We start from the raw sequence: 12,800 nt of genomic DNA on the forward strand, positions 1-12,800 counted from the left end.
CGATTCCCCTGCCCCTACCCCTGATTCGAGGAGCGCGTTGATGCGAACCACCCTCCGGCTCACCGTGGCGTCGACCGCCGCGGCCGCTCTCGTCGCCGCGGCCGCCGCGGCCACGGCCCAACCTCTCGACGCCGCCCCGGCCGCGCCGGTCGCCGAAACCGGCTCGGCCGTCATCGATTCCGTCGACAACGCGGCCCGCTCGGCCGTGTGGCTGGCCCAGCAGGGCAACATCATCGGCGTGCTGGTGCTCCTGGTGGCCACGCCGTTGAACGCGTTGACCGGCGGCTTCTGCGATCTCGCCTCCGGGTCCGGGCTGCCCAGCCCGTGCACCGCCGGCCTGCGCTGACTCCGGGCGGCCCGCCCGCCTGACACCGAACCCCTTCCGGCTCCGATCGGAAGGGGTTTTCCGCTGTCCGCGCACCGACCGGCGGCCGGGACCGTCCGGGCCCGGTGCAGAATGGGCGGCGTCGGTGCCGGATTGAGCGGGTGATGTGATGATTGGTGCGGTCGCGGGGACGCTGGCCAAGCTCGCTCCGGTATTGCTGGTGTTCGGCGGGGGCGCGGTCTTCGGGGCGCGCAAGCTGCTCGCGGGCGAGGCGGCGAAGACGTTCAGCGACTTCGCCTTCCTGTTCGCCATTCCGGCCTATCTGTTCCCGCAGCTGTACCGCGCCGATCTGGCCGCGCTGTTCGCGCCCGCCGCGATCGGCGGCTATGCCGCCACCACGCTCACCGCCTTCGCGCTGATCGCGCTCGCCGCGCGCTGGGCCGGACTGGCCGCGTCGGACACCGCGCTGCGGTGCATGTGCGCGGTGCACGTCAACGCGGCGTATTTCGCGCTGCCCGTGCTGGATTTCCTGTTCGGGGACGCCTCGGCGATCTTTCCGGTGGTGCTGTTCCAGGTGTGCGTGCTCACCGTCCTCGTGCTCGCCGTGCTCGAACACGGTGGTTCCGAGCGTGGGGAGGGGCGTGGCGTGGCGCGAGCGGTGGGGTCCGCGCTCGCGACGCCGGTGGTGGTGGCCTGCACGGCGGGCGTGCTGGCCAACCTCGCGGGCCTCGGTGTGCCCGCGCCGCTGCTGGCGGCCATGGAATTCGCCGGCGCCGCCGCCTCGCCGGTGGCGCTGTTCGCGCTCGGGCTGCACGTCGGGATCCACGGCATGCGCTGGCGGCCCGCCGCCCGCGACGAGTATCTGCTGATCGCGGTGAAATGCCTCGGCTTCCCGCTGCTCATGTGGGCGTCGCTGCACTACCTGTTCGGGCTGGACGGGCCGGCCCTGGCGATGTTCGTCGTGATCGCCGCCATGCCCGCCGCGCAGAACGCGTTCATTTACGCCCAGCGCTACGGCGGGGACATCGATCTGGTCGCCGCGGCGGTCGTGAAATCCACCGTGCTCACCGCCGCGCTGCTCCCGTTCTGGATGCTGATTCTGCCGCGGTGATTCCCGGGCCGCCGGTCGCCGGTTAGGCTGGATCCACCTATTCAACGAGTTGCATATGCGAGGTGGATGCGATGGAGGCCTTCAAGAAGGCGGTCGAGGCGCGCGACGAAGCGGCGCTGGCGGCGACCCTGGCGGAGAACGTGGTGTTCACCAGTCCGGTCGCGTTCAAGCCGTACCCGGGCAAGCCCCTCACAGCCGCCATCCTGCGCGGCGTGCTGCGGGTCTTCGAGGACTTCCGCTACGTCCGCGAGATCGCCGGCGCCGACGGACGGGACCACGCGCTGGTCTTCGAGGCGACGGTGAACGGAAAGACGGTGAACGGCTGCGACTTCCTGCACCTGGACGAGCACGGCCTGATCGACGAGTTCACCGTGATGGTGCGCCCGCTGTCCGCGGCCCAGGCGCTCGCGGACGCGATGGGCGCGCAATTCCCCCGTATCCAAGCCGAAGCCGCGCGCGGTATGGTGGGCTAAGTTAATGGCCGTTCGCATACCGGGCGGCACGCTGAGCTAGGAGTCGCCATGCCTTCCGCTGTCCTCGTCGATGTCGTCCGCACGCCCTCCGGAAAAGGGAAAGCCGGTGGTGGACTGTCGGATGTGCATCCGGCGACCCTGCTGGCGGGCGTGCTGCAAGCCCTGCTCGAGCGCACCGGGCTGGACCCGGCGCTGGTCGACGATGTGATCGGCGGATGCGTCACGCAGAGCGGCGAGCAAGCGTTCAATATCTCGCGCACCGCGGTGCTGGCGGCCGGCTTCCCCGACACCGTGCCCGCCACCACCGTGGACCGCCAGTGCGGATCCTCGCAGCAGGCGGCGCATTTCGCGGCGCAGGGCGTGCTCGCCGGCGCCTACGACATCGCGATCGCCTGCGGTGTGGAGTCGATGAGCCGGGCGCCGATGTTCTCCAACGCCCAGGGCAAGGACGCCAACCGCGGCCCGCTCGCGCATCGCTTCCCGGAGGGCCTGATCCAGCAGGGCATCGCGGCCGAGCTCATCAGCCGCCGCTGGAAACTGGACCGGGAAACGCTGGACGCGTTCGCGGCCCGCTCGCACCGGCTCGCCGCCGAGACCGCCGCGGCCGGTGGGTTCGACAACGAGCTGGTCGCCGCGGGCACGCTCACCGCCGACGAGACCATCCGCGCGAACACCACGCCCGAGGGCCTGGCCGGGTTGCGTCCGGCGTTCGCGGACGAGGCCGTGAAGGAGCGCTTCCCCGAGATCGAGTGGTCGATCACCCCGGGCAACTCCTCGCCGCTCACCGACGGCGCCTCGGCGGCGCTGATCATGAGCGAGGAGAAGGCGAACCAGCTCGGCCTGCGCCCGCGCGCCCGCTTCCACTCCTTCGCCGTCACCGGTGACGATCCGCTGCTCATGCTCACCGCCGTCATCCCGGCCACCCGCAAGGCCCTGGCCAAGGGCGGCCTGAGCATCGAGGACATCGACGTCTACGAAGTGAACGAGGCTTTCGCTCCGGTCCCGCTGGTCTGGCAGCACGATCTGAACGCCGATCCGGCCAAGCTGAACCCGCGCGGCGGCGCGATCGCCCTGGGGCATCCGCTCGGCGCGTCCGGCACCCGCATCCTCGCCACCATGGTCAATCACCTGGAGCAGACCGGCGGCCGCTACGCCCTGCAAACCATGTGCGAGGCAGGCGGACTCGCCAACGCCACCATCATCGAGCGCCTCTAGGAGCGCCCGCTAGTCCGGCAGCAGCGGCACCGACATGCCCTCGCCGCTGCGCAGCAGGGCGGCCCTGGTCACCGCGGCGGAGCCGAAGCGGCGGCGCAGGTCGTCGAGCGTGGCGTCGAGGGTGTTGTCCGCGCGCGGCTCGAACGGGAGGGTGAGCTGGGGGCTGTCGGCGTCTTCGAGGTTGGTCAGGGCCAGCCCGATCAGGGTGAGGCCGCGCTCGGCGATCATCGGGGCGGCCGTCGCGAGCAGCGTGCGGGCGGCGGCCAGGAGGGTGGCGGTGGAGTCGGTGGCCTCGGCCAGGGTGTGCGAGCGGGTGGCGCGGCTGAAATCGTCGAAACGCAAGCGCAGCACCACGGTCCGGCACACCCGGTCGGCCGCGCGCAGGCGGCGGCCGAGCCGGTCGGTGAGCCCGTGCAGGTACGCCTCGATCTCCGCGGGCGGGCGGTGCCGGCGGCCCAGGGCGCGCTGCGCGCCGATCGAGCGCCGGCGCCGCCCGGTCTCGACCCGGCGCGGATCGCGGGCCATGGACAGCGCGAACAGGTGCCGGGCGGCGGCCGGGCCGAGGATGCCGCGCAGCGGGCTCTCGCCGAGCTCGGCGAGCTGGGCGATCCGGGTGATGCCGTGCTCGCGCAGCTTCGCCGCGGTGACTTCGCCGACGCCCCACAGCCTTTCGACCGGCAAGGGGTGCAGGAAATCCAGTTCGCCCTCGGGCGGCACCAGGCGCAGGCCGTCCGGCTTGGCCACCGCGCTGGCGACCTTGGCCAGGAACTTGGTGCGCGCGATGCCGACCGAGATGGGCAGCCCGACCTCGCCCTGGATCCGCGCGCGCAGCCGCCGCCCGATCGCCTCGGGCTCGCCCGCGATCCGGCGCAGACCGCCGACGTCGAGGAACGCCTCGTCGATGGAGATGCCCTCGACGATCGGCGTGGTGTCCCGGAAAACCTCGAACACCGCCTTGCTGGCGTCGGCGTAGGCGTGCATGCGCGGCGGCACCACGATCGCCTGCGGGCACAGCCGCAGCGCCTGCCCGCCGTTCATCGGCGTGCGGATGCCGAACGCCTTGGCCTCGTAGCTGGCCGCGAGCACCACGCCGCCGCCGACGATCACCGGGCGGCCGCGCAGTCGCGGATTATCGCGCTGTTCGACCGAGGCGTAGAAGGAATCGAGATCGGCGTGCAGGATCGAGGCCTCGGCGCGCGCCCGGATGCGCGGGTGCGCGCGGGATTCGGTGCTCATCGGGAACCCTCCTCGATCGTCCGGCCGTGGTTCGAACATATGTTCGCATATGCTGGCGGTGGAGGGAATCGAACGGGTGCAATCTACGGTTCGCGTCCGTAGCAATCCCGTACGGTCGGTACTCTGGCGGCCTGCAGGTGATCACGGTTGAGGGAGTTCGGCACGGTGCGTGGATTCGGAGACTTGGAAGCTGTGATCATGGATCGGATCTGGAATCGGGACAGCGAGAACAGCACGGTGCGCGACCTCTTCGAAGAACTCAGTGGCGAGCGCGAAATCGCCTACACCACCGTCATGTCCACCATGGACAATCTGCATCGCAAAGGCTGGCTGGCGCGCGAGCGCGCGGGCAAGGCCTACCGCTACTGGCCGACCCTGACCCGCGAGGAATACAGTGCCCAGGTGATGCTGGAGGCCCTCGGCTCCGGCGGCCGCCCCGATCTGGTGCTGAGCCATTTCGTCGACCAGATCAGCGCCGAGGAATCGGCCGGCTTACGCGCGGCGCTGCGCCGCCTGGCCACCCGGCAGGTGCCGCGGTGATCACCCTCGACTGGGATCGGGTCCGCGCCTGGCGCCTGGCCCGCCAGTATGTCTCGGAACCGACCGGCGCCGCCGTGCCCGCGATCGTCGAACGCCTCTGCGGCGTGCAGGCCCAGGTCACCTCGGCGGCGGAAACCGCGGTGGCGCTGCGGCGCGCGAATCCGGCTCCGTCGGCGCTGACCGAGTCGCTCGGCCGGGGCGAACTGATCAAGACCTGGGCCATGCGCGGCACGCTGCACGCGCTGACCCCGGGGGCCGCCGCCGCGTTCCTGCCGCTGATGGCGGCCACCCGGATCTGGGAGAAGGCGTCCTGGCAGAAGACCTTCGGCGCCACGCCCGCCGAGGTCGCCGCGCTGACCGAGGCGGTCGCGCAGATCCTGGACGGCCCGGCGCTGACCCGTGAGGAACTGGTTCAGGCCCTGCTGGCCGACAAGGGCTTTCACAAACTGGGGGAGGAGCTGAAATCGGGCTGGGGCGCGCTGCTCAAGCCGCTGGCCTGGCAGGGCGCGCTGTGTCACGCCGCGGCGCAGGGCAATCGGGTCACCTTCTCCACCCCGGCCCGGCTGATCCCGGGCTGGACGCCGCTGCCCGACCCGGCCGATGCCGCGCCCGCGGCGATCACCGCCTACCTCGCCGCCTACGGTCCGGCCACCCCCGACACCTTCGACGCCTGGATCAGCCGCAACAACAACCGGAAACCCGTGGTGCGCGGCTGGTTCGCCGAGCTGGGCGACGCGCTCACCGAAGTCGACGTGGCCGGCGTCAAGGCCTACATCCGTGCCGAGGACGCCGACGATCTGGCCGCCACCCGGCCGCGGCGCTCGGTGCATCTGCTCGGCCCCTTCGATCAGTACATCCTCGGTCCCGGCACCAAGGACACCGAATTGCTGCCCGCCGCACACCGTTCCGAGGTGAGCCGGACGGCGGGCTGGATCGCGCCGCTCGTGCTGGTCGACGGCCGCATCGCGGGCACCTGGGAGCGCGAGGGCGGCGATCTGCTGGTGTCGATGTTCGACGGCGCGAAACCGCCGCCCGGCCTGGACGCGGCGGCCGCCCGGGTGGCCGCCGCGCTCGGCATGGACACGCTGAAAGTGCGCGCGGCCCAGCGCAGTTGACCTCGAGCATTGTTGAGGTCCTAACGTCGGCGACGACGAAAGGAGTTCGACGATGACAACCCTGGTAACCGGCGCGACCGGCAACACCGGCAGGCAGGTGGTGCGCGAGTTGATCGCGCGCGGCGAGGAGGTGCGCGCGCTCACCCGCGACCCGGCCGCGGCCGCCCGCCTGCTGCCCGCGGCGGCCCGGCTGGTCGCGGGCACGCACAACGCCCCCGAGTCGCTGGACGGCGTATTCGACGGCGTCGACCGGCTGCATCTCACCGTCACCGCGGGGTCGGCCGAATCGGGGCCGGAATTGGTGCGCCGCGCCGTCGCCGCGGGTGTGCGCCGCCTGACCGTGGTGTGGGGCGGGGCGCTGGGTCCGGCCGAGCAGGCCGTGGCCGAGTCCGGGGTGGCGTGGACCCGGCTGGAGCCGCAGGAGTTCATGTCCAACACGCTGACCTGGCGCGACTCGATCCGATCCGACGGCGTGGTCCGCGAGCCCTTCGATCATCCGAGCGCGCTGGTGCACGAGGGTGACATCGGCGCGGTGGCCGCGGTCGCCCTGCTCGAGGACGGACACGACGGCCGCGTCTACAACCTCACCGGTCCCCGGGCGCTGACGCCGCGCGAGCGGATCGCCCTGCTGTCGCGGGCCACCGGTCGCGAGATCGAGTTCGAGCAGATCAGCCGGGAGCAGGCGATCGAGCGGCTGTGCGCCACCGGCGTCTCGCGGGCCGACGCGGAGTTCGTGATCGGCTGGTACGCCGACCCGCCCGCCGAGGCCGCGGCCGTCGTCGACACCGTCGAGCGCGTCACCGGACGGCCCGCCCGGACCTTCGAGCAGTGGGTCGACGAGAACGGCCACGAGTTCCGGCAGACCGCGGACTAATTGCCATAACGGCAACAATGGTTGCCGAACGGCGTGCGGGCGACGCAGAGTGGATCGCATGAACTACGACGTCATTGTGATCGGAGCGGGGCCCGCGGGCCTCGCCGGAGCTGTCGCCCTGGGCCGGGCCCGCCGCTCGGTGCTGGTGATCGACGCGGGCGAGCCGCGCAACGCGACCGCCGCCCATATGCACAACTATCTCGGCCGCGAGGGCGACTCGCCCGCCGCGCTGCGCGCCGACGGCCGCGCCGAGGCGGCGGGGTACGGCGTCCAGTTCCTGGACGCCGCCGTCACCTCGGCGAAGCCGTTGGCGGCGGGCGGATTCCAGGTCGAGGCGGGCGGGACCCACACTGCCCGCCGCCTGCTGGTCACCTCCGGCCTGACCGACGAATTGCCCGAGGTGCCCGGCCTGGCCGAGCGCTGGGGCGAGACCGTCCTGCACTGCCCCTACTGCCACGGCTACGAGGTTCGCGACCAGCGGATCGCGGTGCTGGTCACCGGTCCGATGGCCACGCATCAGGCGCAGCTGTTCCGCCAGCTCAGTCCGCACGTGACGGTGCTGCTGCACGAGGGCCCCGAACCGTCCGAGGCCGATCTGCGCGGTCTGGCCGCACGTGGCATCGAGACCGTCGGCGGCCGGGTCGCCGAGGTGAGCGGGCGCGCCGACGTTCGCCTGGCCGACGGCACCGAGCTGAGCTTCGATGCCGTCGTGGTCGGCCCGCGGATGATCGTGGCGGCCGGATTCCTCGGCGACCTCGGGCTGGAGACCGAGCGCATGGAAATCGACGGCTATCTGTTCGCGACCTTCGTCAAGGCCGACGCCAACGGCGCCACCGCCGTCCCCGGCGTCTGGGCGGCGGGCAATGTCACCGATCCGCGCGCGCAGGCGATCGTCTCGGCGGGCGCGGGCCTGACCGCCGGCGCCATGATCAACGCCGATCTGGTGAACGAGGAAGTGGCCGCGGCGGTCTCGGCCGCGGGCCGCTAGCCTTTCGCCCGCTGTTCGACCAGGACTTCGAATCCGTCGAGCAGGCGTTGCAGCCCGAATCCGAAGTGATCGAAGTCCTGGTCGAAGGAGTCCTCGGAGAGCGCGGCCATCAGCGGATAGTCGCCGGTGGCCAGGGCGCGCTCCAGGGCCGGCAGCTGCGCCGCCCAGAATTCGGCGTCGGTGAGCCCGGTCGTGCGCTCGGCCTCCCGCGCGTACAGCTGGGTGCGGGCGGTGCCGGTGACGTAGCCGTCCACCGCGACGATGACGGCGACCAGTTCGGGATCGGTCAGGCCCATCGGTTTGATCCACCCGATGATCAACTCCATGCCCTGGAGCGCGGCGGGTCCCATCACCGGCCGGCTCTGGTTGACCTGCACCAGCCAAGGGTGCCGCCGGTAGAGCTCGAGGGTGGCGTAGGCCCAGTGCTCGAGAGCGGCGCGCCAGCCGGGCTCGATCGCGTCGATCGGGCCGGGCCGCTGCACCCGGTCCAGCATGAGATCGAGCAGTTCGCCCTTGCCCGGCAGGTATCGGTAGAGCGTCATGGTGCCGATGCCGAGCTCGGTGGCGACCCGGCGCATGGTGACCGCGGGCAGCCCCTCGCTGTCGGCGACCTCGATCGCGGCCTCCACGATCCGATCCAGCGTGAGCCCGGGTTTGGGGCCGCGACTGGGCCGGGGGCCGTTGTCCCACAGCAGGTCTAAGGTGCGTGCGATATCTCCACTGCCGCTGGTTTCCGTGCTGGTCATGGCCTCAGCCTAATCGTCTCGAAATTAACTGGGTACGTTGTACCCATAATAGGGTACGCTGTACCCAGTTGGTTCGATTCGGGAGGATGAGGGTGAACGAATTCGCGGTACGGGCCGAAGGGCTGCGCAAGAAATACGGGGACAAGAACGCGCTGGACGGGTTCGATCTGGCGGTCCGCCGCGGCACCGTGCACGGTCTGCTCGGCCCGAACGGGGCGGGCAAAACCACAGCGGTACGGATACTGTCGACCTTGGTCCGGCTCGACGGCGGCTCCGCCACCGTGGCCGGGCTCGACGTGGCGCGGCAGCCGCGCGAGGTGCGCGCCGCGATCGGGCTCACCGGTCAGTACGCGGCCGTCGACGAGGTGCTCACCGGCCGGCAGAACCTCGAGATGTTCGGCAGGCTCTTCCATCTCGGGGGTCGCCGGGCCAAGCAGCGCGCAGTCGAGTTGCTCGACCGGTTCGAGCTCACCGACGCCGCCGACAAGGGCGTCGGCAAATACAGCGGCGGCATGCGCCGCCGGCTGGACCTGGCCGCGTCCATGATCCTGGCGCCGGAGGTGCTCTTCCTCGACGAGCCCACCACCGGGCTGGATCCGCGCAGCCGCGGCGAGGTGTGGGAATCGGTGCGCGCCTTGGTCGCCGACGGCACCACGGTCCTGCTGACCACGCAGTACCTGGAGGAAGCCGACCGGCTCGCCGCGCACATCACGGTGATCGACCAGGGGCGTGCCATCGCCGACGACACCCCCGACGGCCTGAAGAACACCATCGGCGGCGATCGGATCGAGGTGGTCGCCGCCGAGGTCGTCGATCTGCCCGCGGTCGTGAAGGTCGTCGCGCGCGTCTGCGCGGGCGAACCCGAGATCGAGGAGGTCGAGCGCCGGGTGCACGCACCCGTCACCGATCGGGTCGCCGCGCTCACCGAGGTCGCGCGCACCCTGCAGGACGAGGGCATCACCGTCGAGGACATCGGCCTGCGCCGGCCCAGCCTCGACGACGTATTCCTGCAATTGACCGGCCATCGCACCGAGACCACCGAGGAGGCCGCGTGACCAGCGCCGTGCAACCCCTGCCACACCGACCCCGGGCCTACTGGGTCGTCGCCGACTGCTGGAACGTGGTGCGGCGCGGGCTGACCCACTATCAGCGCCAGCCGGTGAACATCGCCTGGCAACTCGGCTTCCCGATCCTGTCGGTGCTGCTCTACGGCTACGTCTTCGGCAGCGCGATGACGGTGCCGGGCGGCGGCGACTACCGGGATTTCCTGATGCCGGGCATGTTCGCCATGACCATGGCCTTCGGGTTCGTCAACACCGCGACGCTGGTGGTCTACGACGCCACCAACGGCGTGATCGACCGGTTCCGCTCCATGCCGATGTCGCCGTCGGCGGTGGTCTCCGGGCGCGGGGTCACCGATCTGCTGCTGGCCTGCGCCGAGTTGAGCATTCTGATGCTGACGGCGCTGGCCATCGGATGGCGTCCGGACGGCGGAATCCTCGGCGCCCTGGCCGCTTTCGCGCTGCTGCTGTGGTTGCGCTTCGCGCTGATCTGGCTCGGTGTCTGGCTCGGGCTGATGGTGCCGAACCCGGAGGCGGCGGGCGGCCTGTTCGCGGTCGCCTTCCCGCTGACGATGATCTCGAGCATCTTCGTGGCCCCGCAGCTGATGCCCGGCTGGCTGGGCGCGATCGCGTCCTGGAACCCGATCTCCTCCACGGTCGTGGCCGCGCGCGAGTTGTTCGGCACCCCGGTCGGCAGCGGTGACTCCTGGATCGAGCAGCACGCGCTGCTGATGGCGGTGCTCTGGCCGCTGGCCCTCACCGCGCTGTTCCTGCCGCTCGCGGTGCGGCGCTTCCAGCGCCTCAGCCGCTGAAATCCCTGTGCACCCGGCCTTTCCGAGGCCGGGTGCACAAACCGCGTAAGCGAAAGCAGGTCGACTCATGACCGAGTTCTACGTCGCCGTGACCGGCGACGACTCCGCGCCCGGCACGGAGCAACGTCCCTTCGCGAGCCTGGACCGGGCGCGGTCGGCAGTCCGGCACGGCGCCGGTCCCGCCGTCGTGCACCTGCGGGCCGGAACGTACACCCTCGACGAGCCGCTGGAGTTCACCGCCGATGACTCCGGCCGCGACGGGCGGCCGGTGATCTACCAGGCCTTCGGTTACGGCACCGGCGCGCAGGAGCGGGTCGTGATCAGCGGTGGTGCGGAGATAGCCGGCTGGCGGGAGCGGGATGGCCGATGGCAGGCCGACGTCGGCGGGCTGGATACGCGCCAGGTCGCGGTGGACGGTCGGCGAGCCGAACGCGCGGGCATCGACGGACTTCCCCCCGGTGCGCGGCGTACCGACACGGGATACCGCGTGGCGGGCCGGCTGGATTGGCAGGCCCCGTCCTCGGTCGAGTTCGTCTATCGCGGCATCTACCCCTGGACCGAGGCCCGCTGTGGGGTTTCGGAGGTCCGCGGCGGCGGCGCGGGGACGGAGATCGTCATGGCCCGCCCCGCGTTCGGCTGGGCGGTGCGGCTCTACAACTACGATTTCGAGTACCAGCGGCTGACCGGCCCCGGTCTGCCGACCCGGGTGGAGAACGACCCGGCCTTCCTCACCTCGCCCGGCACCTTCGCCCTGGACCGCACGCACCCGAATCATCATGTGCTGCACTACCTGCCCCGGCCCGGCGAGCATCCGGCCCGTACCCGGGTCGTGGCCGCGGCGCGCGAGAGCCTGCTGCGCCTCACCGGGACCCGCGATGTCGGCTTCCGGGGTCTGGTCTTCGCCGACGCCACCTGGCTGCGGCCGAGCGGGGATCGGGGCTTCCTGCACTATCACGGCAGCGGGTACTACGACGGCGGCGACATCTACACCGAGGTGCTGATCGAGGGACGGCAATGGCTGACGGTGCCGACCGAGACGGCGACGATCCCGGCCTGTGTGACACTCCAGCAGACGCGCGGAATCAGTTTCGAGGGCTGCCGGTTCACGCGGCTCGGCGCCACGGCGCTGGGCTCGACCGCGGGCACGAACCTCGTGGTGCGCGGCTGCGACTTCGATACGCTCGCCGCCTCGGCTGTCACGCTCACCGGCGACAGCGCCGCGCTGATCGAGGACAACCTGATCCAGGACATCGGCCTCGACTACTCGGGTTCGCCGGGTATCGGTTTGCTCGGCACCACCGATTGCGTCGTCGCGCACAACCGGGTGTCCGATGTCCCGCACTGCGGCATCGTGGCCGGGCCCGGCAGCGGAACCCGCATCTCGCACAACCACACCGACCGCACCATGGGTGTCCTGGCCGACGGCGGCGGCATCTATCTCGCGGGCCCGCAGGGAGATTCACCGTCGAACGGCGCGGTGATCCGGGGCAACCTCATCGAGAACACCCGGACCCCCTACAACTTCGGCCTCTACACCGACTACGGAGCCGCCTGGGTTCTGGTGGACGGCAACGTGGTCGCGCACGCCGACAACTCCGCGGTCCTGCAGGTCACCCCGCCGCTCGACCACGTCGTCTATCGCGGGAACTTCTGGGACTCGGATCCGGTCGGCAGCTCCGCGATCCCGGAGGGAGTGACGTACACGGACAACACCACCCTCACCGACGAAGACCGGCTCCACGCGGCCACGACCGCGATTCGGGAACGCGCCGGGCTCCTGCGGCCCCGCCCCGGCCCGCCCGCCGAGTAGCGGCCGACCGAAACCCGGACCGGCCCGCCGGGCGAAACATGCCCGGGTGCCGGGACGCTAGGCTGCCGCGGTGGAACAGCGGCTGATCGACACGGTGGCGTGGGTGCGGATCGAGGACGGGCGCATCCTGTGCGCGCGGCCCAGGGGTAAGGACGTCTTCTACATTCCCGGCGGCAAACGCGAAGGGACCGAGACCGATCTGCAGACCCTGCTGCGCGAGATCGAGGAGGAGCTCACCGTCGCGCTGCTGCCCGACACGGTCGCGCATGTCGGCACCTACGAGGCCGCCGACAACGGGCTGCTGGTCCGGATGGCCTGCTACACCGCCGAATACCACGGCACCCTCACCGCGAGCAGCGAGATCGACGCCCTGGCCTGGTTCGGCTACGCCGACCGCGACGCGGTGCCCCCGGTCGACCAGTTGCTCTTCGACGATCTGGTCGCGGCGGGCCGGCTCACCTGAAACCGACTCGGCCCCGCCTCGAACCGGTCGA

The 12,800-nt window shown here is 71.2% G+C and carries 14 protein-coding genes; 12 read left to right on the plus strand and 2 right to left on the minus strand.

Features of this window, described 5'->3' with window-relative positions; all coding sequences use genetic code 11:
* Window positions 1–40: 40 nt before the first annotated feature.
* From AB0I43_RS25010 to AB0I43_RS25025, 4 genes are all read left to right on the plus strand, one after another.
* On the plus strand, window positions 41–346 hold the full coding sequence (locus AB0I43_RS25010; RefSeq protein ID WP_356974343.1) for a hypothetical protein: 306 nt from the start codon (window positions 41–43) through the stop codon (window positions 344–346).
* Between the two features lie 148 nt (window positions 347–494).
* On the plus strand, window positions 495–1,436 hold the full coding sequence (locus AB0I43_RS25015) for an AEC family transporter (RefSeq protein ID WP_356974342.1): 942 nt from the start codon (window positions 495–497) through the stop codon (window positions 1,434–1,436).
* A gap of 71 nt (window positions 1,437–1,507) precedes the next feature.
* Complete coding sequence (locus tag AB0I43_RS25020; protein ID WP_356974341.1) at window positions 1,508–1,909, plus strand: nuclear transport factor 2 family protein; 402 nt, start codon at window positions 1,508–1,510, stop codon at window positions 1,907–1,909.
* 48 nt (window positions 1,910–1,957) lie between these two features.
* Window positions 1,958–3,124, plus strand: coding sequence for a thiolase family protein (locus AB0I43_RS25025; protein WP_356974340.1), 1,167 nt, complete (start codon window positions 1,958–1,960; stop codon window positions 3,122–3,124).
* 9 nt (window positions 3,125–3,133) lie between these two features.
* Here the strand turns inward: AB0I43_RS25025 and dinB are convergent, their stop codons facing one another.
* Complete coding sequence (dinB, locus tag AB0I43_RS25030) at window positions 3,134–4,360, minus strand: DNA polymerase IV (protein WP_356974339.1); 1,227 nt, start codon at window positions 4,358–4,360, stop codon at window positions 3,134–3,136.
* 165 nt (window positions 4,361–4,525) lie between these two features.
* On the opposite strand from dinB, the gene AB0I43_RS25035 reads away from it, so the two are divergent.
* Genes AB0I43_RS25035 through AB0I43_RS25050 form a run of 4 tightly spaced genes read left to right on the plus strand, consistent with a single transcriptional unit; the run spans window position 4,526 to window position 7,877 of the window.
* On the plus strand, window positions 4,526–4,900 hold the full coding sequence (locus AB0I43_RS25035) for a BlaI/MecI/CopY family transcriptional regulator (protein ID WP_356974338.1): 375 nt from the start codon (window positions 4,526–4,528) through the stop codon (window positions 4,898–4,900).
* Window positions 4,897–6,015, plus strand: a complete 1,119-nt coding sequence (locus tag AB0I43_RS25040; RefSeq protein WP_356974337.1) for a winged helix DNA-binding domain-containing protein — start codon at window positions 4,897–4,899, stop codon at window positions 6,013–6,015. Before AB0I43_RS25035 ends, AB0I43_RS25040 begins: the two co-directional genes overlap by 4 nt.
* Window positions 6,016–6,067: 52 nt before the next feature.
* Window positions 6,068–6,889 (plus strand): NmrA family NAD(P)-binding protein, encoded by an 822-nt coding sequence (locus tag AB0I43_RS25045; RefSeq protein ID WP_356974336.1) that lies wholly within the window; start codon window positions 6,068–6,070, stop codon window positions 6,887–6,889.
* A 58-nt stretch (window positions 6,890–6,947) separates the two neighbouring features.
* On the plus strand, window positions 6,948–7,877 hold the full coding sequence (locus AB0I43_RS25050; protein ID WP_357432679.1) for an NAD(P)/FAD-dependent oxidoreductase: 930 nt from the start codon (window positions 6,948–6,950) through the stop codon (window positions 7,875–7,877).
* On the opposite strand, the gene AB0I43_RS25055 is transcribed toward AB0I43_RS25050, so the two are convergent.
* A complete protein-coding gene (locus AB0I43_RS25055) occupies window positions 7,874–8,623 on the minus strand; it encodes a TetR/AcrR family transcriptional regulator (protein WP_356974334.1) in 750 nt (249 codons plus the stop codon). The genes AB0I43_RS25050 and AB0I43_RS25055 overlap by 4 nt on opposite strands.
* Before the next feature lie 86 nt (window positions 8,624–8,709).
* Between AB0I43_RS25055 and AB0I43_RS25060 the strand changes: the two genes are divergently transcribed.
* From AB0I43_RS25060 to AB0I43_RS25075, 4 genes are all read left to right on the plus strand, one after another.
* Window positions 8,710–9,678, plus strand: coding sequence for an ATP-binding cassette domain-containing protein (locus AB0I43_RS25060; RefSeq protein WP_356974333.1), 969 nt, complete (start codon window positions 8,710–8,712; stop codon window positions 9,676–9,678).
* Window positions 9,675–10,496, plus strand: coding sequence for an ABC transporter permease (locus tag AB0I43_RS25065; protein WP_356974332.1), 822 nt, complete (start codon window positions 9,675–9,677; stop codon window positions 10,494–10,496). The genes AB0I43_RS25060 and AB0I43_RS25065 overlap by 4 nt, the downstream gene beginning before the upstream one ends.
* A 67-nt stretch (window positions 10,497–10,563) precedes the next feature.
* Complete coding sequence (locus tag AB0I43_RS25070) at window positions 10,564–12,306, plus strand: right-handed parallel beta-helix repeat-containing protein (protein ID WP_357432680.1); 1,743 nt, start codon at window positions 10,564–10,566, stop codon at window positions 12,304–12,306.
* Window positions 12,307–12,376: 70 nt separating this feature from the next.
* Window positions 12,377–12,769 (plus strand): NUDIX domain-containing protein, encoded by a 393-nt coding sequence (locus AB0I43_RS25075; RefSeq protein WP_357432681.1) that lies wholly within the window; start codon window positions 12,377–12,379, stop codon window positions 12,767–12,769.
* Window positions 12,770–12,800: the final 31 nt, after the last annotated feature.

Source organism: Nocardia sp. NPDC050435 (assembly GCF_040655395.1).
Classification (GTDB): domain Bacteria; phylum Actinomycetota; class Actinomycetes; order Mycobacteriales; family Mycobacteriaceae; genus Nocardia.

Excerpts from the sequence above, each read along its gene's own strand:
- AB0I43_RS25010 (WP_356974343.1), top strand. The coding sequence starts at position 41 with ATGCGAACCACCCTCCGGCTCACCGTGGCGTCGACCGCCGCGGCCGCT.
- AB0I43_RS25015 (WP_356974342.1), top strand. The coding sequence starts at position 495 with ATGATTGGTGCGGTCGCGGGGACGCTGGCCAAGCTCGCTCCGGTATTG.
- AB0I43_RS25020 (WP_356974341.1), top strand. The coding sequence starts at position 1,508 with ATGGAGGCCTTCAAGAAGGCGGTCGAGGCGCGCGACGAAGCGGCGCTG.
- AB0I43_RS25025 (WP_356974340.1), top strand. The coding sequence starts at position 1,958 with ATGCCTTCCGCTGTCCTCGTCGATGTCGTCCGCACGCCCTCCGGAAAA.
- dinB (WP_356974339.1), bottom strand. The coding sequence starts at position 4,360 with ATGAGCACCGAATCCCGCGCGCACCCGCGCATCCGGGCGCGCGCCGAG.
- AB0I43_RS25045 (WP_356974336.1), top strand. The coding sequence starts at position 6,068 with ATGACAACCCTGGTAACCGGCGCGACCGGCAACACCGGCAGGCAGGTG.
- AB0I43_RS25050 (WP_357432679.1), top strand. The coding sequence starts at position 6,948 with ATGAACTACGACGTCATTGTGATCGGAGCGGGGCCCGCGGGCCTCGCC.
- AB0I43_RS25055 (WP_356974334.1), bottom strand. The coding sequence starts at position 8,623 with ATGACCAGCACGGAAACCAGCGGCAGTGGAGATATCGCACGCACCTTA.
- AB0I43_RS25060 (WP_356974333.1), top strand. The coding sequence starts at position 8,710 with ATGAGGGTGAACGAATTCGCGGTACGGGCCGAAGGGCTGCGCAAGAAA.
- AB0I43_RS25070 (WP_357432680.1), top strand. The coding sequence starts at position 10,564 with ATGACCGAGTTCTACGTCGCCGTGACCGGCGACGACTCCGCGCCCGGC.